Raw genomic sequence first — 23,696 nt, 5'->3', positions numbered from 1 at the left:
GAAGGATTTGAACCTTCGACAAATTGGTTAAAAGCCAACTGCTCTACCAACTGAGCTAACGGCCGTTCCTGTACTTTATAACTCAACTTTAACTAGGGATAAATATTGATTAACTTTATCATTGAGGTTTTACATTTTACTAATTAGGAGTGGTCGGCCGTGAAGGATTTGAACCTTCGACAAATTGGTTAAAAGCCAACTGCTCTACCAACTGAGCTAACGGCCGTTCCTAATTGTAGTAAACAATAAATAATCTTGAAGTGGTCGGCCGTGAAGGATTTGAACCTTCGACAAATTGGTTAAAAGCCAACTGCTCTACCAACTGAGCTAACGGCCGATACAAGATTTTATATTTACGATTTACTTGCTCCATTTTCGATAAAGATAAGGAGACTTTTATTCTAACTGTAAGTAATAATTAATATTATAACTTAAGTTATGAAAGTGGTCGGCCGTGAAGGATTTGAACCTTCGACAAATTGGTTAAAAGCCAACTGCTCTACCAACTGAGCTAACGGCCGACATGTGTTGAGTCACTGCCTCAACGCGGGGCATATAATACTCATAATTTTTTGAAGTGCAACTATAAACTTCGTTTTTCTTGCTTTTTTCTCGATAAAATTTACTATTAGCGCATTTTCTCAACAATACGCTACATTAATCATCAGCAAAAGTAATAGTGCTACAATTTATTTACTATTTATACTATTTAGTTAAACTGGCTAAACGTGGTTTTGCGAGTTTTGCAGAGGTTGAATCTGGATACTCTTTTAGCAATTGCTGATAGGATAAAATAGCTTTGTTATTATCTTTTTGTTTTTCTTCAATCATACCGAGTTTCAGTAAAGCATCAGGACGCTTTGATGAGTCTTTATGAGCATTTACAACAATTAAAAATTCATTATGCGCTTCTGTAAGCTCACCTTGGTTAAACAATAGCTGTCCTAACCAATAGTGTGAGTTTGGCGCGTAGCTAGATTTAGGGAAGTTTTTATTAAAAGCTTTAAACTCGACAATAGCTTGTTGGTAATTTTTATCTTTTAATACAAAATTAACCGCACGATCATAGCTTTCATTTTCAGTTAGGTTGTTACTATACTCTGTCGTCGTTTTTACCGCCGCGATAGTAGTATTAGCTGTGCTTGCTTTCTGTTTGTTCGGAGATTTAAGTACTTCATTAACACGTCGATCAATTTCTTGATACAGTTCACGCTGTCGCTCTAATACTTCACCTAATTGATGAGTATGCAACTCGGTTACACCACGAAGTTCGCTGACTTCATTTTGTAATTGGTCAAGTTGACGTTGAAGTTTAATTTGCGCTTTATTTCGTGAGTCTAACTTACGTGTTAGCGTTGTTAGTTGGTCCATTAACGCTGCTGAGTCGATAGAATTAGCGTTAACATCAATGACTGGCGCTTTAGCAACAGCTAGCGCACTGAATGCGCTAGCTGTAAACATCATGCCAAATAAAACTTTATTGAGTTTCATTTAGGTACCTGCTTAATATACAAGTGATAAATATTTCTTAGTAAACTAATACAACACGACGGTTTTGAGCAAAAGCTGCTTCATTACGTTCTCTGTCTGCTGGCTTTTCTTCACCGTAGCTAACTACAGTCAATTGCTCAGCTGGAACACCCATGTTTTCTAAGTAGGTAGCTACTGATTTAGCACGACGCTCACCTAATGCGATGTTGTACTCTGGCGTACCACGTTCATCGGTATTACCTTCAATAAGTACTTTTGTTTCTGGGTTAGCATTTAAAAAGCTTGCGTGTGCATCTAAGATAGCGCCATATTTTTCACTTACATTTGATACATCAAAATCAAAGTAGATGATATGTTCAGCACGTAATGCTGCTAATTCTTGACGTTTTTGCTCTTCTATTTCTGCGGCACGTTTTGCTGCAGTTACTTGTACGCTTTCAGCTGTAGCTTCTGCATTTTGGGTAACTTGAGCATTAGTATCAATTTGACTTTGTTCATCAGAGTCAGACATTGAACTACAAGCTGATAAAACAGTAAGCGGTAAAGCGATTGCTAAGCTTTTTACTAGGTTAGTTTTTTTTATATTAAAGCGCATTATATTTTCCTATATTCTAAAGTGATGAGTTTTGAGTTAACTCAATTAATTTTTTATATCTTATTATTCTTGTTATAAAAATGGCGACCAAGCAGGTGCTTTTACATGACCATCAAGGGCAGGTAGTCTTGCTTTGAAACGTCCATCTACCGACACTAATCCCAACACTTGTCGATTATTGTGCGAGGTGCTGTATATGATCATGCCACCATTAGGTGAAACACTAGGTGATTCATCTAAACGCGTTTCGGTTAACACTTGAAATAAACCAGAGTTTAATTCTAATTTAGCTAAGCGATATTGGCCACGCGTTCTGTTTACCATGATCAATTGTTTACCATCTGGTGTTACTGAGCCTCCAAGGTTCATTTCACCATCAAAGGTTAAACGTCTTACTTTACCACCAGCTAAATCTACGCGATATAACTGCGGTTTACCACCTCGTTCTGAACTAAATACTAATGATTTTCCATCAGGTGTCCAATTTGGCTCAGTATCTATAGCACGATTACGAGTGACTCGACGTAGTTTTTTGGTTGCAAGATCCATTATGTATAACTCAGGATTACCGTCTTTTGATAATACCATGGCCATTTGCTTACCGTCTGGTGAGTAACGTGGCGAACTATTTATGCCTTTAAATGAGCTGATTAGTTTTCTCTCACCGGTATAAATGTCAATACTGTTAATTTCGGCTTGATGATTTTCAAAAGACACGTAAGCAATTTGTTCGCCATTAGGGCTCCAGTCTGGTGACATTAATGGCTCTTTTGAACTTAATAATACATGTTCATTAAAACCATCATAATCAGCAAAAGCTAATTGGTATGGATAAGCGCCTTCATCACGTACGATAACGTAAGCAATTTTAGTTAAAAAAGCACCTTTAGTACCAGTAAGTTGCTCGTAGATAACATTACTTATGCTGTGTGCATATCGACGTGTTTGATTTTTAGCAAGGATAGCACTGCTTTGTGCTAATAAATGTTCATTACTTTTAACTAATTCGCCATTACTTAACTTTGAACTATTACTATCTAGTAATTGTCCGCGGATCACATCAATAAGCTGATAACTTACCGTATAACGGCCTGGGGCTGTTTCATTTATTTTACCAATAAGTAGTGCTTCTGCACCTAAACCTGCCCATGCGCTGTAATCAACATTATTGGCACTAACCTTTTGTTGTGGAAAATTATTTGCCGATATAGGGCTAAACTTACCGCTACGTAATAAGTCATCACTAATGACTTTTGACATGAACTCTGGTCGTTCGCCTATACCGTTCCATTCAAAAGGCATTATTGCGATAGGTCGAGCGCTATCTACGCCACCAGTAATAACGATTTCTAAGGCAGCCATTGCCGACGTTGAACTAAACGCGAGACAAGCACTGATGGTTATTTTTTGTAACCATTTTGATAATGATTTCATATATTATTATTTTCCTGCTTTATGAAAATAGTTAGTTATTAATTACCTAGAGTAAACATTTCTATTAAAAACTCGGTATTACTAACACTGATAAATTACTCATTTCTTTAAACACTTCAGGGTCTTTAGACACGGGTAAGTTACCCGCTTTACCAATAGCTATGGTCGCGGCATCACAAACCACTTTATCACCCTGGCCCGCTTTAACGTCAATAACAAAACCAGAAGGAGCTAGTTTAAGCATTAATTTACACGATTTATTTTCCATCGTGCTTCGATCTTTAATCATACGTTGATTAATACTTTGCGTTATTAATGCTGAGTAACGTTGAATTTCAGTCATTACTTGTTGTTGACGAGCTTGATTACGACTCGCCATTTCAACGGCCATTTGTTCAGCTAACATAGCATCTTGTATTGCTTGCTCTTTCGCCGCTTTTTCTTGACGCTTTTGCTCTGCAATTTTTTCAAGTCGCTGCTCTTCTGCTTTTTTAGCTGCCGCCTCTTCTTTAAGTCGTTTTGATCTTGCTGCTGCAGCCGCTTCTTCCGCCGCTTGTTTCTCTTGCTCTTTTTGTTTACGGATTTTTTCAGCATTATCGGCTTTCACTTTTGCCGCTTTTGCTGCCTTGTCGGCTTTAATTTTCTCTTGTTCTTTTTTCTTACGTTGCGCTTCTAAACTTTTAATACGTGCTTCTTCTTTAGCACGACGTTTTTTTGCATCTGCTTCACGTTTTTCAGCATCTTTAATACGTTTTTGTTCGGCATTAATTTGGTTGGCTTTTTCTTTTTTGATCTTATTAATTGCGTGATCAAGTTTCGCTTTATCAATAACAACAGCTTTAATTGGTTCACCTGTTTGTGGTGCAGGTGTTGGCGTTGGTTTAGGCATTGAAGCAAAATCCCCCGATAATAAACCAATCAATAAAACAACATGCAAAGCAATACTTAGCCAAAAAGCTTTAGCGTTATTGGTTTTAGTAATATTTACTGGAGACGTTTGTTTAGTCATGCTTAATCCACCGAGTCAGTCATTAAACCAACAGATGGTACGCCAGCAACTGTTTGCAACATTACCATTAACTGTATAACTGCATTGTACGATACTGCACCATCACCATTCACAACAACGGGAGTACCTGGCTCAAGTTCAAGGTGTGCTTTTACTAATACAGCAACTTCTTCTGCTGACATTGGCGTTTTGTCATCAGCACCAACAGTTATGTAATAGCGACCTTGAGCATCAACACTAGCAACAAGTGGTGTTTTACTGTCTTCGTCAAGAGGCTCTGCTTCAGCTTGCGGTAAATCTACCTTCACCCCTTGGGTAATTAACGGCGCAGTTACCATAAATATAATGAGTAATACCAACATTACATCAATATATGGCACTACGTTTATCTCAGCCACTTTACGGCGTCTAACTCTTTGATACATAGTACGACCTTACTTAGATGATTGCTCAGCTGCAGATTGGCGCTGTAAAATACTAGAGAATTCATCCATAAAGTTACCGTAACTATTTTCTAGCTTTTCTACTTTATGGCTAAAGCGGTTATATGCCATGACCGCAGGAATAGCGGCGAATAAGCCCATTGCTGTAGCAATTAACGCTTCAGCAATGCCAGGCGCAACCATTGCTAAGGTCGCTTGTTTTACTGAGCCTAATGCAATAAATGAATTCATAATTCCCCATACTGTACCAAACAGGCCAATATAAGGACTAATAGAGCCAACTGTTGCCATAAAAGGTAAGTGTGTTTCTAGGTTGTCTACCTCACGGGATAAAGCAACACGCATAGCACGATGGGTACCATCAACGATAATTTGTGGGTTATCAATATGACTTTTTCTTAGACGAGCAAATTCTTTAAAGCCTGCAACAAATAAGCTCTCGATACCTTGTACTTGTGGCTTTGCCGATATTTCGCTATATAACTTGCTTAAATCTGCCCCACTCCAAAACTTATCTTCAAAGGCTTTTAATTCTGCCGCGGCGGTACGAAGAATTTTTCTGCGCTGAAAGATCATTGCCCAACAGATAACTGAAAAACTGAGTAAGATAAGCATAACGCTTTGTACTAATATACTTGCTTCTAAAAACAAATGGAAAATAGAGATTTCAGCTGACACGTTTAAACGCTCCTAGTATTAAGTCAGGAATAGCACAGGGTTTATTCTGACTAAAGTCTACGCAAGCGATACGTACATTTGCCGTGCATATAACTTGCTTTTGTTGATTAGTTATTTGTTGTTGAAACACTAAACTTGCGCGTTTCAAGGTGATTATGGTTGAGTGTACTTCCAATAAGTCATCGAGCTTTGCCGAAGCAATATTATTCATTTCTACGTGTCTGACTACAAACCCTAATTTTTGTTGCAAAAAGCTTTCTTGGTTTACACCTATTTCTCTCAACCACTCGGTACGAGCACGTTCAAAAAATTTTAAATAATTTGCGTAATATACAATACCACCAGCATCAGTATCTTCGTAATAAATACGAATAGCGAGTTGATGATTTTTTGCAGGTATTGATTGTGGAGTGAGTTCAAACATTATGAGATACGATTAAATACTCTTTAGTTGCCTATTTTTTTGATGGCTCTATAGTAATAGATAAAGCAATAGGCAAACAAGATGATGGAGATAAATACTTACACTTTTTAGCATAAAAGCCATAAAAATCATTTTTTTGACCGTCAAAAAACAAAAAAGCGCCCAAAGGCGCTTTTCAGATTAAAACAATTTGCATCATATAATCGTTAACAAAATATCCTTTAGTTAACGACTAGTATGTTCTAGTTATGACGTTGTGCTTTTTCTGGACGACGGTTTGAACGTTGTTGGCTAACAACTGCTTCATTTGATGTACTAATAGCAAGCGGTTGACGACGAACACGTACACCTTTTAATTGGTTAAACAAGTCTGTTGGAATACCTTTAGGTAACTGCACAAAACTATGTTTTTCGTGTAAGTTAATCGCGCCAATGTAGCTGCTATCAAGTGATATTTCATTAGCAATAGCACCAACAATATCACCTGGACGTGCACCATGCTCTTTACCTACTTCTAAACGGTAAGTCTGCCAATCAACATCATCACGCGCTACTTTAGCTTTACGTGGTTTGTCATCACGGTTGTTACGACCTTCGTTACGACCACGAGAATCACGACGGTTGTCGTTACCACGGCTGTTACGATCACCACGATCATTCCTGTCGTTACGTTCACGCGTTTCACGACGTGGTTTAGGATCTTCTTTTGGTTGCAATGGTTGCTTCATTTGTTTTTGGAACAAGAAAGCCGCTGCAAGGTCAAGCATAGATACTTCAGATTCCGCCGCCATGCCTTCAACAATTTCACGCATACTTGCAATGTCTTTATCTGCAATAATACTTGCTACTTCAAGACGTGTACGTTCAATACGAATTTTACCAATTTCTTGAATATTTGGTAATTGGTAATCAAGTACTTTACCTGACGTTAAACGCTCGTAATGACGTAATGAGTACATTTCACGTGGGCGTACAAATGCAATTGACATACCTTCACGACCAGCACGACCTGTACGACCAATACGGTGAACATACGCTTCATTATCACCTGGTAAATCATAGTTAATTACTAATGAAATACGCGGAATATCTAAACCACGTGCAACAACATCAGTCGCTACTAAAATAGAGGATTTGCCTGATTTCATTTGGTCAATACAACGCTCACGTTGTGCTTGGTTCATGTCACCATTAAGCGCTAATGCAGGGTAACCAGCACGCTCTAATTTTTCAGCAATATCTACAGTATCATTACGGGTACGAACAAAGATTATCATTGCATCGTAATCAACTACTTCCGCAATACGCTCTAGTGCAGTCATTTTAGTAATGCCGCTTACTTTCCATGCGTATTGGGTAATGTTTGCTTTCGCTTTTTTCACTGCTGCAATTTTAATATGCTCAGGCTCTTTTAAGAACTTGTTAGCAATTTTACGAATTGCTGGTGGCATAGTTGCTGAGAATAAACACATTTGCGCTGTTTTAGGTAAGTGATCCAATATCCATTGAATGTCTTCTAAAAAGCCCATGTTTAACATTTCATCAGCTTCATCTAATACACATACACTTAAATCGCCTAATTTTAGGCTTTTACGACGTAAGTGGTCCATTAAACGACCTGGCGTACCAACAACAACTTGCGCGCCGCGCTCTAGTTGTTGAAATTGAGGTCCGTAAGATTGACCACCGTATAATGTAGCTACACGTAAACCTTTCATGTCTTTACCGAAAGATTCAATCGCTTCTGCAACTTGCATTGCTAACTCACGCGTAGGTGCTAAAACCATCATTTGTGGTTTTTTAATTGAAGTGTCTATTTTAGCAAGGCCAGGTAAACCGAATGCTGCTGTTTTACCAGTACCTGTTTGTGCTTCACCTAATACGTCTTTACCAGCAAGTAATGGGGGAATTGTTTTTGCTTGAATATCGGTAGCTGCATTAAAGCCAATAGAAAGAACAGCAGATAATATTTTTTCAGGTAAACCTAAAGAGGCAAATTCTACTGGTTGAATTTCAGTTTTTTGATCAGTCATAAATAATTTTCATCTTCTCAAGACAGGCACATTACTTGAGCGTAATTACAGGGTGTAATTATAAAAATCAATAGCTAAACAGCTGCTAAACTCCCGCTAAGCTAACAAAATTTATTGTTACCTTACAGCGCTTAAAGTAGCTAGCTATAGCTTTTGCTTTAAATTGCTAAGTCTTAACCTGCGTAAATAGTTACGAGGAAACCACCAGGAAGACTTTAGGCACACAGTGTTCTATTAACACTATATTTCTTGCTAACTCTAGGAGTGAATTAGCTGGGCAAGTCTATTGGGCGGTAAAACCCCACTCATCTCGATTATCTTATACATCCATTTTACGGTAACAATTCACTGACTAATAATTAGCAGTAAAAACCGTTGGTATAAGCAGTCTTTATAGAACCAACAAGGTGTATAAGAGAGTGTAATGTTCGTTGTGTTAGCCACTGATTAGCATTTTATGAAGAAGTAATGCTTATACAGAATATCTTACCATGCAAAAATCATGGAAGAATTCGTATAAAAATCATTCTTAAGAATGTCTAATATCACTTACCCTGTTGTCGAAGCGCGCATTATACAGAAGTTAAGGGGGTTGGCAAGTAATTTATAAAATAACATCTTGGTAGAGGTTAGCGTGTTTGACTTTATGTGAATTGAATAAAAACTTTCTTAACGATTCTCTACCTTGATCTAAATCTTTAAATTTAGCGGCCACTACGTTGTTTTCATGGCGTACGATATCAAGCTCTAGTTTAAGTGCCGTTTCATCTGCAAATCTCATTTCTAAAGGTGCTTGTAGCAAGTCTAAAGCGTCACCCTCAACACTTGGCATATTTAAAGTAATACCTGTTGCAGACAATGATAATACTTCAATTTTTTGGTCGCTCAATACATCAATAAGTGCAACATCTTTCGGTGTGTTTACTCGCCAGCTACGTTCATTACCTTTAACATCAATGATTTCAGGTGTGCCTAGTTTAGGTAAAAAGTCGCCTTCGTTAGTAAAAGACAAACTAACAGGAAACCATAACTGGTAGTGACTAATTTCAGCTAGAAGCGTTAATTTACTCTCCGCTAAAACTTGTCGTAAGTATGGAGGCACGTCGGATTGCACGCTCAATTTCTGACGTGTTATTTTAGGTTGATTACCTGAGTTTTCAAGCTGCTCATCAACCAACTGAACATCGGCTGTTTTCTCAGTAAAAATATTACTGAAGAAGTCTAGCTCTTCCGACGAAAATTGCATTTTAGCCCAATCAATTGTTACTTTTATGTTAAACAAGATAACAAAGACTAAACTAAAGTGCAATAAATGAACAATTATGTTAGGCCTTATTTACAATTTTGTAAACTTTACCTAATATTCAAATTCCTATTCTTCATCACCATTAAGGATATTGGCAAAGTTTTCAAGTTTATCGAGCGCTAAACCATGAATAGATTTACGTGGGTATCGGCCTGTTCTGCTAATTTTACCTGCGTCTACATTCATCAATAACTCAAGCGCTTGATCTATTGTTTCAACAGCATGAATAACAAACTCACCGCGAGATACCGCATTCATTACTTCATCATTAAGCATTAGATTAATCACGTTGGTTTTAGGAATGATAACCCCTTGTTTTCCTGTTAAACCTTTATCGAGACATAATTGAAAGAAGCCTTCAATTTTTTCGTTAACACCACCAATGGATTGTACTTCACCATGTTGGTTAATTGAACCCGTCATCGCTAAACTCTGATCAATTGGTAATAAGGTAATTGCTGAGATGAGTGCACAAAGTTCCGCCATTGAAGCGCTGTCACCATCGATATGACCATAAGATTGTTCAATAGCAATGTTGGCAGAAATGCTCACTGGGAATGTTTGTCCGTACTTATGCCCTAAATATCCTGTTAACAGTAATACACCTTTCGAGTGAATAGATTTACCTAAATCAACCTCACGCTCTATATCTGTAACACCTTCACTACCAGCATAAACGGTTGCTGTAATGCGCGCAGGAGTACCAAAAACACTGTCGCCAATTTCAAGTACCGTTAGGCCATTTACTTTACCGATAAATTCGCCTTCAGTGTGTATAAGTACTTGTTGCTCTTTAATTTCACTTAGCCAAGTTTCACTTAAACGACCAACACGACGTTTTTTAGCCGCTTGTGCTAAAGCAATATGCTCGGCGGTAAGTGAGCCTTTACCGCCCTGCTTTTGCCAACAGTAATTAGCTTCATCAAGTAGGTCATTTACCTGCACAATATTGGCGGAAACTTTATGTTTATGCTCGCCGCGTCTAAGGGCGTAGCGTACTAATTCTAATACCGCATCATCACTTACTTGCGGATAATTATGCTGCTCAGCACGTTGTCGAATAAGTTGCCCAAAAGCTGTTAAGTTATCGTCGGTTTTATCAAGGTGGCGATCAAAGTCTGCGAGTACTCTAAATAGCTCGGTAAACTCTTGATCGTAATCTTGCAAGGTATAATAAATTTCAGCATCACCCAGAAGCACTACTTTAACTTGTAAGGGTATTTTTTCAGGCTGTAAGCTATAACCACTCGGCTGACTGTAATCTGAATACGGGTTTTCAATGGTAATTTGTTGTGTTTTTAAGGCCAGTTTTAAACGTGACCAGATCATAGGTTGGCTTAATACTTTTTCAGCATCAAGCAGCAAATAACCGCCATTAGCTTTATGTAATGCGCCGGGGCGTATTAAACGATAACTGGTATAACTACTGCCTTGAAAACTAGCAAAGTCATTATGACCAAATAAATTTTGGTAGGTTGGGTTTTGCTCATAAACTACAGGAGCACCTTGTTTAATATCACGAGGAACCAATAAATTAGGTAAAAAACGTTCAACCATCAATTTACGTAGTTCTCTATCAGTTGGTGCGTCGTCTGATTCAGATATTAAAATCTCTAAAACTGCTTCAACCACATGGTTTTTTACTGCGCCTAAATATTTTAAAACACCTTCGTTTTCACTAAACTCTTTTTCTAGTTCAGTTAAATATGGCTTAATGGCTTGTTCAGCAGTTGCATTTTTTAATTTTTTTAATTGCTCAAATGACAAACGTTTCCACTGCGGTAATTCTAATAACTGTTCGGTTAAGACAATTTCTAGTTCGGTGATCACTTGATAAAAACTTGCTCTGGCAGTGTCATCTAGATTTGCTAACTCTTTTTCACTTAACGGCTTACCGTCAACTAAAGGTGAAAAGCCTACCTCACCATTTTCTTCAAATAACACTACATTTTCTTTTAAAGCGATTTCTTCAACAACACTAATAGCTTGATCGTATTTTTGATTAAACTCTCTATCAATGGCTGATTTTTTACGTTGGTAACCCGGATTATCAAAAACATCAGGAAATAAGCTGATCAAGCCATCAATAAACTTATTCATACTACTTAGTAATGCTTTACCCTCACCTGGTTTTACTGACAAGGTTAACGGGATATGGCTTTCATCAAAATTATTGGTATAACACCACTCATCTGGAGCGGTTTTTTCTATGGCAAGTGCTGTTAACATTTGCTTAATTAAGGTTTGTCGGCCTGTGCCATGCTCACCCATTGCAAAAACATTAAAACCAATAGCAGACATAGATAAACCAAACTCGAGTGCCTCTTTTGCACGGTCATGACCTACAAAACTCTGTGGTTTATTGCCCTTAACATTACTAGCTGATTTTTTATTTTGAGAAAATAATGAAGTGGATAGAGAAGAAGTCAGTTCATCAACACCCAAGCGGGTTTGATCTGCAAGGCTAGAAGCAGTTTTAGTCATATAAATCCTTTAAGGGTTATCAAAAGCATGTTTGCTGGATAATCAATATATTTTGTCGGTAGTGTACTTGTTAACATTTTTGCTAACAAGTTGATTGTCAGGTTATCACCATGTCTGCATGGTTAAAGTTTAAGGGTTAAGTGGTTGACGAATAAAGTCGCTAGATCCGCAATGGGCACAATCGTTAATTTCACTAAAATGGGTAATCGATATTTTTGCATCGCATTGCTCACACTGTAGCTCACCAAAGCCAATAAAATCACCGCTTTTATATACACCATCGTGGTCAAAATCATCAACTAATTCAGCCCATTCTACTTGTGATTTGTCGGTTAATTTGGCTAGGTTTTCCCATAGCGCTTCATTTAACAAACCTAAATAAACAGAATGTTCTGCTTGGTTTTTATTTAACTGATAAAAATCATGCAAGTCATATTTTAGGTTAGCGGTAAATTGTTGTAACTTTTCTTCCGACATGCTTTCAATAGCACCCGCATACAATTTAGCCTGTTTTATAAATTCATCAATATTCGGTTTTTGTTGTATTTTCATCTCAACTAACCAGTTATTGAGTTTTTTATATACATCAGCAAAGTAATCATTTTGTTGTGACATGGTATTTCCTCTCAATATTATTGATTAATAACTTGTTCTAAATAGGCTTATAAAAAAGCGTTCTATTTAGCTAACTAACCATTTAGATATTGGGCTAACTATTTAATTATCAAGCTAACTATAGACCTAACTGCGCATTTATCCCTAGGAAAATTTCAAAGTTATACTTGTTGTTACCCCGCTAGATAAGGTATTCTACTGCGATAATCTCACGTCGCTTTACTTGCGGTTTTGCACTTTAATTTAAATAATAATTTCGATAATAGTTTCGATAAAAATTTAGACTACTTTGCAAAATGCTAGGTAAGCCGTTAACACCTCAAAAGTATTAGAGAATCCCTAAATGGAAGCCATTTACAATCCCCAGTCAATTGAAGCCACAGTACAAAAATTTTGGACTGATAACAATACCTTTCAAGCTGTTGAAAACCCAGACAAAGAAAAGTTTTACTGTTTAGCTATGTTCCCGTATCCAAGTGGTCGTTTACACATGGGTCACGTACGTAACTATAGCTTGGGTGATGTGATTTCTCGCTACCAGCGCATGCAAGGTAAAAATGTTATGCAGCCAATGGGTTGGGATGCATTTGGTTTACCTGCTGAAAACGCAGCGATTAAAAACAAAACTGCGCCGGGTAACTGGACTTATCAAAACATTGACTACATGCGTAATCAACTTCAATCACTTGGTTTTGGTTACGACTGGGGCCGTGAATTAGCTACCTGTAAGCCTGATTATTATCGTTGGGAACAATGGTTTTTCACGCAGCTTTTCGAAAAAGGTTTAGTTTATAAAAAGAATGCTACAGTTAACTGGGATCCAGTTGACCAAACAGTATTAGCTAACGAACAAGTAATTGACGGTAAAGGCTGGAGATCTGGCGCGATTGTTGAACGTAAAGAAATCCCACAATGGTTTATCAAAATTACTGATTACGCTGAAGAATTGCTAGAAGATTTAGACAAGTTAGACGAATGGCCTGAGCAAGTTAAAACCATGCAGCGCAACTGGATTGGTCGCTCGCAAGGTGTTGAGATGACTTTTGAAGTTGCCAATTCTAACGAAAGCTTTGATATATACACCACACGCCCTGATACCTTAATGGGTGTTACTTATGTAGCGCTTGCTGCGCAGCATCCCCTAGCATTAGCAGCAGCACAAGATAACATCGAATTAGCTGCTTTTATTGATGAGTGTAAAAACAGCAAAACCACTGAAGCTGATATGGCGACAATGGAGAAAAAAGGTGTTGATACGGGTCTTCAAGCGATTCACCCACTAACAGGTAAATTAGTACCTGTATGGGCTGCAAACTTTGTATTAATGGATTACGGCTCAGGTGCGGTTATGTCTGTGCCAGCCCATGATCAACGCGATTATGAGTTTGCATTACAATATAATTTAGAGATTGAACAAGTTATTGCAGGTGCTGAATCTGATGATATTAGCAAAGCAGCAATCACTGAAAAATCAACATTAATTAATTCGGGTGAATTTGACGGTTTAGATTTCGAACAAGCATTTACCGCGATTAGTGAAAAGCTAACCAGTGAAGGTAAAGGCAAAGTCACAACTAATTACCGTTTACGCGATTGGGGCGTTTCTCGCCAACGTTACTGGGGTACACCAATCCCGATGATTAACCTTGAAAATGGTGAATCTGTAGCTGTACCAGAAAACGAACTTCCAGTGATTTTACCTGAAGATGTGGTAATGAACGGTACAACATCACCTATTAAAGACGATCCTGAGTGGGCAAAAACGACTTACAACGGTGAAGACGCATTACGTGAAACAGATACTTTCGATACCTTTATGGAATCTTCTTGGTATTACGCTCGTTACTGTTCACCAAATGACGATACGCAAATGCTTGATCCTGCCAAAGCCAATTACTGGCTACCGGTTGATCAATACATTGGCGGTATCGAACATGCTATTTTACATTTACTTTATTCACGTTTTTTCCATAAATTATTACGTGATGTAGGTTTAGTTGAATGTGATGAACCATTTAAAAAGCTTTTATGTCAAGGCATGGTATTAGCTGAAACTTACTACCGCCAAGCTGATAACGGTGCAGAAGAATGGATTGCACCAAGTGATGTAACCGTTGAACGTGACGAAAAAGGCAATATTACCTCGGCAGTGAGTAAAGTTGATGGCTTACCTGTGTTATCTGCGGGTATGAGCAAAATGTCAAAATCAAAAGCTAATGGTATTGACCCACAAGAAGTAATTGAAAAATATGGCGCAGATACCGTGCGTTTATTTATCATGTTCACTTCACCGCCAGAGCAAACGTTAGAATGGTCTGATGCCGGTGTTGAAGGCGCACATCGTTTTGTTAAACGTGTTTATAAATTAGTACATGATTTTGTTGAAAGCACTAATGGCGCAGCAATTCCTGATACTTCAACCTTATCTTTAAACAGCAATCAGAAGAATTTACGTCGTGAATTACATAAAACCATTGCTAAGGTAACCGATGATATAGGTCGTCGTAATACGTTTAATACGGCAATTGCTGCCATTATGGAATTAATGAACCACCTAAATAAAGCGAAACTAGACAGTATTGAAGATAAAGCGGTAATGCAAGAAGCAGTTCGTGCTGTAGTGTTAATGCTTACACCAATCACCCCACATTTATGTCATCATTTATGGAATTTAGTTGGTGGCAGCAAGTTAAGTGTTGAAGATGCTAGTTGGCCTGTAGTTGATGACAGCGCCTTAGTTGAAGATGAAAAACTCATTATTGTGCAAGTTAATGGCAAATTACGCGCAAAAATTACCGTTGCAGCTGACGCAAGTAAAGACGATGTTGAAGCGCTTGGTTTAAATGACGAAAACGTATTGAGATTTACCGACGGTAATACCATACGTAAAGTAATTTATGTGCCAGGTAAGCTACTTAACATTGTTGCTAACTAAATTATGTTTAACGCTATAGTTAAGATAAAAAAAGTAACTAAGGGCTTAACGTTTAAACGTTTAGCTCTTACTTTATTGTTCACAAGTTTATTATCAGCTTGTGGCTTTCAGTTACGTGGTGATTACCTACTTGATGATGAGTTGCAAACCCTTTACGTTACCTCGAGTGATGTGCATGGTGAATTAACTCGATTGGTTAAACTTAATTTGACCAATAATCAAGTTAACGTGTTAAAGCACTCTAAATCAAGCACGCCTGAATTACGCATTGTTTCAGATAAGCTCGATAGACGTACTTTGTCGTTGTTTTCTAATGGTCAAGTTGCTGAGTATGAATTAATCTATGCTGTACATTATCAAGTGCGTTTTCCAGAGCAAGACTCTCGTAACTTTCGCTTTGAGCTTTACCGTGATTATCAAGACGATCCAAACCTTGCTCTGGCAAAAAGTCGTGAATTATCGTTACTATTAAGTGAAATGAGAACTGCTGCTGCGGACAAAATATTACGAGATTTAGCGAGAATTCAACCAGATTAGTTTTGCTAGACTACAGGTCCTAGAGCTTAGGTGCTAGGTGCTAGGTGCTAGGTAATTTATCCAATGTTTAGCAAATATTTACCATAGGTTTATTATGAAAATTTACCATAACCAACTCGATAATACCCTACGACAAGGTTTCAAACCTGTTTGGTTGGTTTTTGGTGATGAGCCTTGGCAAAAAAACAATAGCTTAGCGGCAATTAAAAATCATGCAAAAAGTCTAGGTTTTAGTGAAGTTATACGCTTTAGTAGTGAAACTAGCTTTGATTGGCAATCTATCATTGATGAATACCAAGCATTAAGTCTTTTTGCGAATCAACGTATTATTGAAGTTGAACTGACTACGGTTAAAGTAGGTGATGCAGGAAATAAAGCCCTACTCGCCTTAGCTGAGCGTTTAAACCAAGACATTAACAGTGGTAATGTACCGCAAGATGTGATGTTTATTTTTCATGGCGCTAAACTTGATGGGCCAAGCGCTAACCGTAAATGGTTTAAAAGTTTAACTGAGTTAGGCTGTTACCTGCCCTTATATGACATTGAACTAAAATCAATGCCACAGTGGTTAAATAATCAGGCAAGACAGTTACAACTTAATATTTCACCTGAGCTAAATACTCTACTTATCGAGTTATTTGAAGGCAATTTACTTGCCCTATCCCAAGAGTTAGAAAAACTTGTTCTACTTTTTGGTAACCAACGCATTAATATTGAAGATGCGGAACAGATCATTCTTAAGCAAGCTAAATTCAATCCTTTTCAAGTAATTGATGCCTTGTTACTTGGTGATTGTGCTAAATGTATTGCCATGCTTGATCAACTTCAGCAAGAAGGTATGGCGCCAGCACAACTCATTTGGGTATTCCATAAAGAAATTCACCAGTTATATGCCATGCTCAATCAATTAGCGCAAGGTGAAAATATTACGCAAGTCTATAAACAATATCGAGTTTGGGATAAGCGCAAACCATTGTATCAACATGCGCTAACACATATTAAACTTGATAATATAAAACAAGCTATAATACGTATTGCTGATATAGATTTATTAAGTAAAACCAGTAGTGAATTTAATATTTTTATTTTATTAGCCGATTTATGTATCACCTTATATCATGGTGAAAAAACAGCTCCGCTTAGCTTAAACTATGGCTGATAACCTTAATGCCTATTAAAACGACTTATTTTAAAGCAAGCGTAATGCGAGCTACGCCAATTCTTAGTGGCTTTTATAACAGAGCGACTAGTTTTAAACCCGCTAGTAAAAATAATTCTCCAAGTCATATTAACACGACTAAAAAATCAGGGCTTGGTATTTTAGGGGGGAGTTTTGACCCTATTCATCTAGGTCACACGCAATCAGCACAAGCTGTTGCCAATGAATTAGCGCTATCACATATATTGTTAATTCCGGCGTATATTTCTCCGCTTAAAGTGACTCCTGATTTAGTTCCTCATGCAAGCGCTGAGCAACGCGCATCAATGGTGGAGCTTGCCTGTCAACAAAGTGACTTGTTTTCTTGCGACACACAAGAATTAACTCGTGCTGGCCGCTCCTATACTGTAGATACTCTTAATGCTTTAAAACAACAATATCCTGAACATATATTGCATTTTATTATTGGTATGGACTCTTTACTTACCTTTAGCCAATGGCATCAATATCAAGAAATATTAGCGTTATGCCACTTGATTGTTAACACTCGACCAAATTATAATGTAGATAAAATAAACACCGAAACAAAAGCATTATTAACAGCACGACAAACAACAAATAAAGCCGACCTATTAAATTTTGAAGCCGGTAAAATATTCTTTGCTGAGCCTGTTCTTTTCAATGTATCCTCCACTCAAATACGCCAACGTATTGCACAGCGACAAAGCACTGAACAGCAACTTCACCCAAAAGTTTTAGATTATATTAATAAAAATAATCTTTACCGTTAACCCTTGGCGTAAAAAGTGTTAATATTGCACTAATTATTTTATATAGCTCAAACAGAGCCAATCTAAGTTCGATTAACGATAGGAATAACGCCTTGCAAACTGAACAACTTAAAGCATTTGTAATAGAACAACTTGAAGACATGAAAGGCCGAGACATCATTGCTCTTAACATTAGCGACAAAGCAAGCTTTGCTGATTACATGATTATTTGTTCAGGTAACTCAAATCGTCATGTAAAATCTATCGCTCAGTCAATTGCCATTGAGTGTCGTGCTCAAGGTGTTGAACCACGAGGCATGGAAGGTAACGATATTGGAGAATGGGCGTTAGTTGATTTAATCGATGTTATCGTACATGTTATGACTGATGAACAACGTGATAAGTATAACCTTGAACAACTTTGGGCCGAATAAATTTCAGCTAATTATTTAATTCAAAGCATTAGCTATTTAGCCAAAGCTTGTTACTTGATCACTCTTGAGACTTAATAGGTCTCAACTGATAACTCAATAATGGATAACTCTGTTATTGAGTTTTGTGTATTATCTAGCGTCGATTTATGAGCTAAAACGTAAGTTACAATAACACGACACAATAAGGTAAAATACTAAAAAATAAGGTAGACAGTGTTGAAATGATAATTAACCTCCTAATAACTATCGATTTATGAAACTTACTTTATATGCCGTAGGCAGCAAAATGCCTGCATGGGTTAGTCAAGGCTTCGCTGAATATAGCCGTCGTTTTCCACGTGATTTAAGTTTCCACTTAGTTGAAATACCCGCAGGTAAACGCGGTAAAAATGCAGATATTACCCGTATACTTGCCAAAGAAGGTGAGCTATTGCTTGCCGCTATTCCGAAAGGAAGTCGTATTGTTACGCTTGAAGTTGAAGGTCAAGCATGGACAACCCCAAAACTTGCTAAACAACTTGAGAGCTGGCAACTTGACGGCAGAGATGTTGCATTATTAGTGGGTGGACCTGAAGGTTTAGCGCCAGCGTGTATCGCAGCGTCTGAACAAAAATGGTCATTATCTGCATTAACACTACCTCACCCCATGGTTAGGGTACTCATCGCAGAAAGCTTATATCGCGCTTGGAGTGTTAACACTAACCACCCCTATCATAGAGAATAATTTTGTTAATTATTATTTTACGTATATTACTACAGATTAAAAATCTATCTGCCACAACACCTAATAGTGCCATTTTATGTACTGTATTAGGTAAAGTATCACGTAAAATACTATCCCTTTTTTATGTGTCATGTATTACTGAGGTTAGAAACCAATAATGCCTCCTCGCCGTAATGTCATTCGTAATCAATCCGCTGAAGCAAACTTATTTGCTCGTCGTACGTTTATCACCTTTTGTGGTGTAGTCGTTATTTTATTATTACTACTTGGTAATATTTATAGCTTGCAAGTTGAGTCATTTGAGAAGTATAAAACACGCTCTAATTCCAATCGTATAAAGCTTGTTGCTGTTGCCCCAAACCGTGGTTTAATTTTTGATAGAAATGGAGTATTACTGGCTGATAACAAGCCTGTTTATAGTTTAGAAGTTATTGCCGAAGACGTTGATGACATAAAAGCCAGTATTGCTCAAGTAAGCTCATTGCTTGATATAAGTCCAGAGCGTCAAGAACGATTTTTCAAAAACATGAAGAGCAATCGTCGGTTCAAACCTGTTGAGTTACATTCACGGTTAAGCGATCAACAAGTTGCCTTATTTTCTGTCAACCAACATAAATTCCCCGGTATATTTGTTAATGCACGACTAAAGCGTTATTACCCTTTTTCTGATTTAACAACGCATACTCTTGGTTATGTGGCACGTATTAACCGTAAAGATGCCAATAAATTAGAGCAAGAAGGTAAATCAGACAACTATGCGGCTACTTACGCTATAGGCAGGCTGGGTATTGAACGTTATTACGAAGATGTGCTCCATGGTTTTATTGGTCACCAAGAAGTTGAAATTAATAACCAAGGTCGCGTTATTCGTACCTTAAATTACACACCGCCTATTCCAGGTAAAGATTTGACTTTATCTTTAGATATTGAGTTACAAATGATTGCCAAACGCGCGCTGTCAGGTAAGCGTGGAGCAATAGTTGCGATGGACCCTCGAAGTGGTGAAATCTTGGCTATGTATTCTAATCCAAGTTACGACGGTAATTTATTTGTTCATGGTATCAGTAGTAAAAACTATAAAAAGTTACTTAACTCAAGTGATTTACCGTTAATTAACCGAAGCGTGCAAGGTTACCCACCCGCTTCTACGGTTAAACCTTTCTTGGCATTAACAGGTTTAGAAGAAAAGGTTATTACCCCATCTACCAAAATTTATGATCCTGGTTGGTATCAACTTGATGGTTTGCCAAATAAATACCGTGACTGGAAACCTTGGGGTCATGGCATGGTAGATTTAACTACTGCGATAGAGCAATCATGTAATATTTATTTTTATGATCTTGCTTTTAAGTTAGGGATAACAAAAATTAGTACCATGATGGAAAAATTTGGTTTTGGTGATTACACCGGCGTTGATATTCACGAAGAAAGTAGAGCCATTATGCCTAGCGTTGCTTGGAAACGAGAGCGTTACAAAAAGTCCTGGTACACTGGTGAAACGTTATCCGTTGGTATTGGACAAAGTTACTGGACAGTAACACCGTTACAGCTAGCGCAGGCGCTTACCACTTTAGTTAATCATGGTGAACGTAAAATACCACATTTATTAAAAGCAAGCAGCGAGTTAATCATTGAAAGCAATGGTAACGCTTATCATCAAGTCACACCGATTGTTTATGAGCCACGCGCACCATTAGAAATTAATGACGAAAAAAACTGGGATGTGGTTTTAAAAGCGATGCACAATACGGTACAAAAACCAAGCGCGACGGCTTATAAACCTTTTAAGGGTACTAAGTATGATGCTTCAGGAAAAACCGGCTCTGCGCAAGTTGCTCGTATTAAGCAAGATGAAAAATATGATGCTGAATCAACCTCTGAAAACAAGCGTGATAATGCTATGTTTATCGCTTTCGCCCCTTATAACAATCCTGAAATTGTTGTATCGGTAGCTATAGAAAACGTAGAAAAAGGTGGTGGTGCAACCAATGCAGCCCCTGTAGCAAGACAAATAATGGATCAATATTTTGGTAATAGAGATATTAAAGCTGAAATAAAAACCGCTAAAGTACAAACTAAAGCCAGTATTAATAATACTAAGCAAACTCGCGAGACTGATTAATGCGCAGCACTGGACAAGACCAAAAAAAAGCAATTTCTATCTGGCAACGCCTGCATATAGATGTTCCATTATTGCTCGGCATTCTAACCTTGTTAGCTTTAGGGCTATTTCTTGTATATAGTGCAAAAGGCCAAGAAACAGCTTACGTTTATTTAAAAGCGAGAAGTATTGGTGTTGCCTTACTTGGTATGTTCATCGTCGCTCAAATCCCACCTTTAGCTTATCGAAAATGGGCTGTACCTGTATTCGTAGTAGGCTTATTAATGTTACTTAGTGTGTTATTGTTTGGTCATGTTGGCAAAGGTGCACAGCGCTGGCTTGACTTAGGCTTCATCAAATTTCAACCCTCTGAGATAATGAAACTCATCGTGCCAATAATGATTGCTTGGTTTGTGAGTCAAGACAATCTTCCGGTAAGACTATCAACCGTAATACAAGCATTTATCTTAGTATTATTACCCACATTACTTATTGCCAAACAACCGGATTTAGGTACCTCATTACTTATTGCTAGCTCTGGTATTTTTGTTATCTTTTTAGCGGGTGCGAGCTGGAAACTTATTAGTGTATGTATTGCGTTAACTTCTGCGTTTATTCCTATTTTATGGATGTTTTTGATGAAGCCTTATCAAAAACAACGAGTACTAACTTTCTTAAATCCTGAGCAAGATCCGCTTGGCTCTGGTTACCATATTATTCAATCTAAAATTGCGATAGGCTCTGGCGGCATAGAAGGCAAAGGCTGGCTACAGGGCACTCAATCGCAACTTGAGTTTTTACCTGAACGTCATACCGACTTTATTTTTTCAGTTTTTAGTGAAGAATTTGGTTTAGTTGGCGTTACCGCCTTACTTGCTGTGTATTTGTTTGTAGTAATGCGTGGTTTATGGATTGCAGTTAACGCGCAACAAGCTTTTACTAAATTATTGGCAGGCAGCCTTACCTTAACCTTTTTTGTTTATGTGTTTGTTAATATTGGTATGGTATCTGGCTTATTACCTGTTGTTGGTGTGCCATTACCCTTGGTAAGTTTTGGCGGTACTTCCATGGTGACATTATTGCTTGGTTTTGGCATTTTAATGGCTATCAGTACTCACCGTCGGTTCCACGCTTAACATATAAATTTATTATTTTTACTTACAAGTGCTTACTTATATTTTTTACCATAAAACTTACATTTAACTTTTTTAGCTTGTTAAAATATGTTCAACTTAATGTTGTTATAGATGTTTGGTTTATCTTACTTTTATTGACCGTAAATACAGTTGAAATATTAAATATTTTATGAAATCACTAACTATTCTTTACTCTAAAAAACAAGCACTAACATTATTTTCTATAACGTTTTTTGTTACATTACTTAATGCTTGTAGTACTTCTGGTCGTTATGCACAAACACATGATAGTACGCCGACACGTTTACCGAGTATTGCTGAGCAACAAGATGCTATTGCTCGCGCAGAGCCACATAGTAGAGGCGGTAATAAAGACTATCAAGTTTTTGGTAAACCATACAAAGTAATGAGCTCAGCCCAAGGGTTTCAACAAACAGGTATTGCTTCATGGTATGGCAATAAATTTCATGGCCATTACACTTCTAATGGTGAAATTTATGACATGTATACCATGAGTGCCGCGCATAAAAACTTACCGCTCCCTACTTATGTAAAAGTTACGAATATGGAAAATAACAAGTCGGTTATTGTTCGTGTTAATGATCGGGGGCCTTTTCATGAATCACGTATTATTGATTTATCATACAGCGCCGCTTATAAACTCGATATGCTAAAAACGGGAACAGCCCAAGTACATATTGAAGCAATCACTGAATTTGATCTTAAAACAGATAAGGTAAAACTACCCGCAGATAAATCACTTTTGCCTACTGTTAATCTAACAAAAGATCACACTGCTAACTCAATAACTAACTCAATAACTAACTCAATAACTAACTTAGAAACTAATTCACAGAACACTTCTACCGTTATAAATGAGCAAACTTCTATCGTAGACAATCTTGAAAAATCCGCATCAGTAAGTACCACACAAGAAACCAATATAGGTATTGCTACTCCTTATATTCAAGTATTAGCAACCAGTAATAAAGATGTTGCTGTAAACACAGCGACAAAATTAACAAGTCAATATAACCAAGAAACAAGTTATCCTGAGCAAAATGGACTGTATCGAATTCAGATAGGGCCAATTAATGATCTTGCTACCTTAAACACTTTACTTTCCTCGTTAAAAGAAAATGGCTATCCAAATGCTTATGCGAGAAGTGAACAACATTAAATGAACATAAAGTTGTTCTGATATGTACCCAGTTTCAACTAAAACTTATATTTGATGAAAATTGTTACATTTAAAAGAGCTTTTTAACGGCTTATGTAAGAAGTTATTAACATTATCTTTTTATTGCCCGTAGCCAAGACTTATAGAGATGGTATACTTTGTTACAGTTGATTTTCCTTAACTGTGAACAAATAACAAATACTATGAT

General features: G+C 37.4%; 20 protein-coding genes and 3 tRNA genes. 9 read left to right on the top strand and 14 right to left on the bottom strand.

Features of this window, described 5'->3' with window-relative positions:
- Positions 1 to 150: 150 nt before the first annotated feature.
- The 14 genes from KO502_RS10365 to KO502_RS10300 form a co-directional block, all read right to left on the bottom strand.
- Positions 151 to 226 (bottom strand) — tRNA-Lys (locus KO502_RS10365).
- Positions 227 to 261: 35 nt separating this feature from the next.
- Positions 262 to 337 (bottom strand) — tRNA-Lys (locus KO502_RS10360).
- Positions 338 to 445: 108 nt separating this feature from the next.
- Positions 446 to 521 (bottom strand) — tRNA-Lys (locus KO502_RS10355).
- Positions 522 to 705: 184 nt separating this feature from the next.
- Complete coding sequence (gene ybgF / locus KO502_RS10350) at positions 706 to 1,491, bottom strand: tol-pal system protein YbgF (RefSeq protein WP_216022503.1); 786 nt, start codon at positions 1,489 to 1,491, stop codon at positions 706 to 708.
- Positions 1,492 to 1,528: 37 nt separating this feature from the next.
- Entirely contained in the window at positions 1,529 to 2,086 is a 558-nt protein-coding gene (gene pal, locus KO502_RS10345) for a peptidoglycan-associated lipoprotein Pal (RefSeq protein ID WP_216022502.1), read from the bottom strand.
- Between the two features lie 72 nt (positions 2,087 to 2,158).
- Entirely contained in the window at positions 2,159 to 3,520 is a 1,362-nt protein-coding gene (tolB, locus tag KO502_RS10340) for a Tol-Pal system beta propeller repeat protein TolB (RefSeq protein WP_216022501.1), read from the bottom strand.
- Positions 3,521 to 3,584: 64 nt separating this feature from the next.
- The gene (tolA, locus tag KO502_RS10335; protein WP_216022500.1) at positions 3,585 to 4,529 is read right to left on the bottom strand and encodes a cell envelope integrity protein TolA; all 945 of its coding nucleotides are present in this window, start codon (positions 4,527 to 4,529) and stop codon (positions 3,585 to 3,587) included.
- A 2-nt stretch (positions 4,530 to 4,531) separates the two neighbouring features.
- Positions 4,532 to 4,954: a protein TolR gene (gene tolR, locus KO502_RS10330; protein ID WP_216022499.1), complete on the bottom strand. Its 423-nt coding sequence runs from the start codon at positions 4,952 to 4,954 to the stop codon at positions 4,532 to 4,534.
- 9 nt (positions 4,955 to 4,963) lie between these two features.
- Positions 4,964 to 5,650, bottom strand: a complete 687-nt coding sequence (gene tolQ, locus KO502_RS10325) for a protein TolQ (protein ID WP_216022498.1) — start codon at positions 5,648 to 5,650, stop codon at positions 4,964 to 4,966.
- Positions 5,640 to 6,074, bottom strand: a complete 435-nt coding sequence (gene ybgC / locus KO502_RS10320) for a tol-pal system-associated acyl-CoA thioesterase (protein WP_216022497.1) — start codon at positions 6,072 to 6,074, stop codon at positions 5,640 to 5,642. The genes tolQ and ybgC overlap by 11 nt, the downstream gene beginning before the upstream one ends.
- Before the next feature lie 242 nt (positions 6,075 to 6,316).
- On the bottom strand, positions 6,317 to 8,107 hold the full coding sequence (locus KO502_RS10315) for a DEAD/DEAH box helicase (protein ID WP_216022496.1): 1,791 nt from the start codon (positions 8,105 to 8,107) through the stop codon (positions 6,317 to 6,319).
- A 604-nt stretch (positions 8,108 to 8,711) separates the two neighbouring features.
- A complete protein-coding gene (locus KO502_RS10310) occupies positions 8,712 to 9,353 on the bottom strand; it encodes a hypothetical protein (protein WP_216022495.1) in 642 nt (213 codons plus the stop codon).
- Between the two features lie 126 nt (positions 9,354 to 9,479).
- Positions 9,480 to 11,897 carry an ATP-binding protein gene (locus KO502_RS10305; RefSeq protein ID WP_216022494.1) on the bottom strand — a complete coding sequence of 806 codons (2,418 nt, stop codon included), beginning with the start codon at positions 11,895 to 11,897 and terminating at the stop codon, positions 9,480 to 9,482.
- Between the two features lie 129 nt (positions 11,898 to 12,026).
- Entirely contained in the window at positions 12,027 to 12,512 is a 486-nt protein-coding gene (locus KO502_RS10300) for a zinc ribbon-containing protein (protein WP_216022493.1), read from the bottom strand.
- Between the two features lie 343 nt (positions 12,513 to 12,855).
- Here KO502_RS10300 and leuS point away from each other — a divergent pair, with 343 nt between their 5' ends.
- From leuS to KO502_RS10255, 9 genes are all read left to right on the top strand, one after another.
- Positions 12,856 to 15,447, top strand: a complete 2,592-nt coding sequence (leuS, locus tag KO502_RS10295) for a leucine--tRNA ligase (protein ID WP_216022492.1) — start codon at positions 12,856 to 12,858, stop codon at positions 15,445 to 15,447.
- Positions 15,448 to 15,450: 3 nt separating this feature from the next.
- Positions 15,451 to 15,984 carry an LPS assembly lipoprotein LptE gene (gene lptE / locus KO502_RS10290; protein ID WP_216022491.1) on the top strand — a complete coding sequence of 178 codons (534 nt, stop codon included), beginning with the start codon at positions 15,451 to 15,453 and terminating at the stop codon, positions 15,982 to 15,984.
- A gap of 94 nt (positions 15,985 to 16,078) precedes the next feature.
- Positions 16,079 to 17,143 (top strand): DNA polymerase III subunit delta, encoded by a 1,065-nt coding sequence (gene holA / locus KO502_RS10285; protein ID WP_216022490.1) that lies wholly within the window; start codon positions 16,079 to 16,081, stop codon positions 17,141 to 17,143.
- 8 nt (positions 17,144 to 17,151) lie between these two features.
- A complete protein-coding gene (gene nadD / locus KO502_RS10280; protein WP_252730713.1) occupies positions 17,152 to 17,934 on the top strand; it encodes a nicotinate-nucleotide adenylyltransferase in 783 nt (260 codons plus the stop codon).
- 92 nt (positions 17,935 to 18,026) lie between these two features.
- The gene (rsfS, locus tag KO502_RS10275; RefSeq protein WP_216022489.1) at positions 18,027 to 18,347 is read left to right on the top strand and encodes a ribosome silencing factor; all 321 of its coding nucleotides are present in this window, start codon (positions 18,027 to 18,029) and stop codon (positions 18,345 to 18,347) included.
- 253 nt (positions 18,348 to 18,600) lie between these two features.
- Positions 18,601 to 19,071 carry a 23S rRNA (pseudouridine(1915)-N(3))-methyltransferase RlmH gene (gene rlmH / locus KO502_RS10270; RefSeq protein ID WP_216022488.1) on the top strand — a complete coding sequence of 157 codons (471 nt, stop codon included), beginning with the start codon at positions 18,601 to 18,603 and terminating at the stop codon, positions 19,069 to 19,071.
- Between the two features lie 157 nt (positions 19,072 to 19,228).
- Entirely contained in the window at positions 19,229 to 21,193 is a 1,965-nt protein-coding gene (gene mrdA, locus KO502_RS10265) for a penicillin-binding protein 2 (protein WP_216022487.1), read from the top strand.
- Positions 21,193 to 22,308 (top strand): rod shape-determining protein RodA, encoded by a 1,116-nt coding sequence (gene rodA / locus KO502_RS10260; protein WP_216022486.1) that lies wholly within the window; start codon positions 21,193 to 21,195, stop codon positions 22,306 to 22,308. The genes mrdA and rodA overlap by 1 nt, the downstream gene beginning before the upstream one ends.
- Positions 22,309 to 22,477: 169 nt before the next feature.
- Positions 22,478 to 23,488: a septal ring lytic transglycosylase RlpA family protein gene (locus KO502_RS10255; protein ID WP_216022485.1), complete on the top strand. Its 1,011-nt coding sequence runs from the start codon at positions 22,478 to 22,480 to the stop codon at positions 23,486 to 23,488.
- The last annotated feature ends 208 nt before the right edge of the window (positions 23,489 to 23,696 follow it).

The organism is Colwellia sp. E2M01 (genome assembly GCF_018860585.1).
GTDB lineage: Bacteria > Pseudomonadota > Gammaproteobacteria > Enterobacterales > Alteromonadaceae > Colwellia.
This window is presented reverse-complemented; position numbering and strand designations above follow the sequence as displayed.

What these genes read in the sequence shown, in the direction of transcription:
- ybgF (WP_216022503.1), bottom strand. Translation starts at nt 1,491, where the DNA reads ATGAAACTCAATAAAGTTTTATTTGGCATGATGTTTACAGCTAGCGCA.
- leuS (WP_216022492.1), top strand. Translation starts at nt 12,856, where the DNA reads ATGGAAGCCATTTACAATCCCCAGTCAATTGAAGCCACAGTACAAAAA.
- rlmH (WP_216022488.1), top strand. Translation starts at nt 18,601, where the DNA reads ATGAAACTTACTTTATATGCCGTAGGCAGCAAAATGCCTGCATGGGTT.
- KO502_RS10300 (WP_216022493.1), bottom strand. Translation starts at nt 12,512, where the DNA reads ATGTCACAACAAAATGATTACTTTGCTGATGTATATAAAAAACTCAAT.
- KO502_RS10305 (WP_216022494.1), bottom strand. Translation starts at nt 11,897, where the DNA reads ATGACTAAAACTGCTTCTAGCCTTGCAGATCAAACCCGCTTGGGTGTT.
- nadD (WP_252730713.1), top strand. Translation starts at nt 17,152, where the DNA reads ATGCCTATTAAAACGACTTATTTTAAAGCAAGCGTAATGCGAGCTACG.
- tolB (WP_216022501.1), bottom strand. Translation starts at nt 3,520, where the DNA reads ATGAAATCATTATCAAAATGGTTACAAAAAATAACCATCAGTGCTTGT.
- ybgC (WP_216022497.1), bottom strand. Translation starts at nt 6,074, where the DNA reads ATGTTTGAACTCACTCCACAATCAATACCTGCAAAAAATCATCAACTC.
- tolA (WP_216022500.1), bottom strand. Translation starts at nt 4,529, where the DNA reads ATGACTAAACAAACGTCTCCAGTAAATATTACTAAAACCAATAACGCT.
- KO502_RS10255 (WP_216022485.1), top strand. Translation starts at nt 22,478, where the DNA reads ATGAAATCACTAACTATTCTTTACTCTAAAAAACAAGCACTAACATTA.
- lptE (WP_216022491.1), top strand. Translation starts at nt 15,451, where the DNA reads ATGTTTAACGCTATAGTTAAGATAAAAAAAGTAACTAAGGGCTTAACG.
- KO502_RS10315 (WP_216022496.1), bottom strand. Translation starts at nt 8,107, where the DNA reads ATGACTGATCAAAAAACTGAAATTCAACCAGTAGAATTTGCCTCTTTA.
- pal (WP_216022502.1), bottom strand. Translation starts at nt 2,086, where the DNA reads ATGCGCTTTAATATAAAAAAAACTAACCTAGTAAAAAGCTTAGCAATC.
- tolR (WP_216022499.1), bottom strand. Translation starts at nt 4,954, where the DNA reads ATGTATCAAAGAGTTAGACGCCGTAAAGTGGCTGAGATAAACGTAGTG.
- holA (WP_216022490.1), top strand. Translation starts at nt 16,079, where the DNA reads ATGAAAATTTACCATAACCAACTCGATAATACCCTACGACAAGGTTTC.
- rodA (WP_216022486.1), top strand. Translation starts at nt 21,193, where the DNA reads ATGCGCAGCACTGGACAAGACCAAAAAAAAGCAATTTCTATCTGGCAA.
- mrdA (WP_216022487.1), top strand. Translation starts at nt 19,229, where the DNA reads ATGCCTCCTCGCCGTAATGTCATTCGTAATCAATCCGCTGAAGCAAAC.
- KO502_RS10310 (WP_216022495.1), bottom strand. Translation starts at nt 9,353, where the DNA reads ATGCAATTTTCGTCGGAAGAGCTAGACTTCTTCAGTAATATTTTTACT.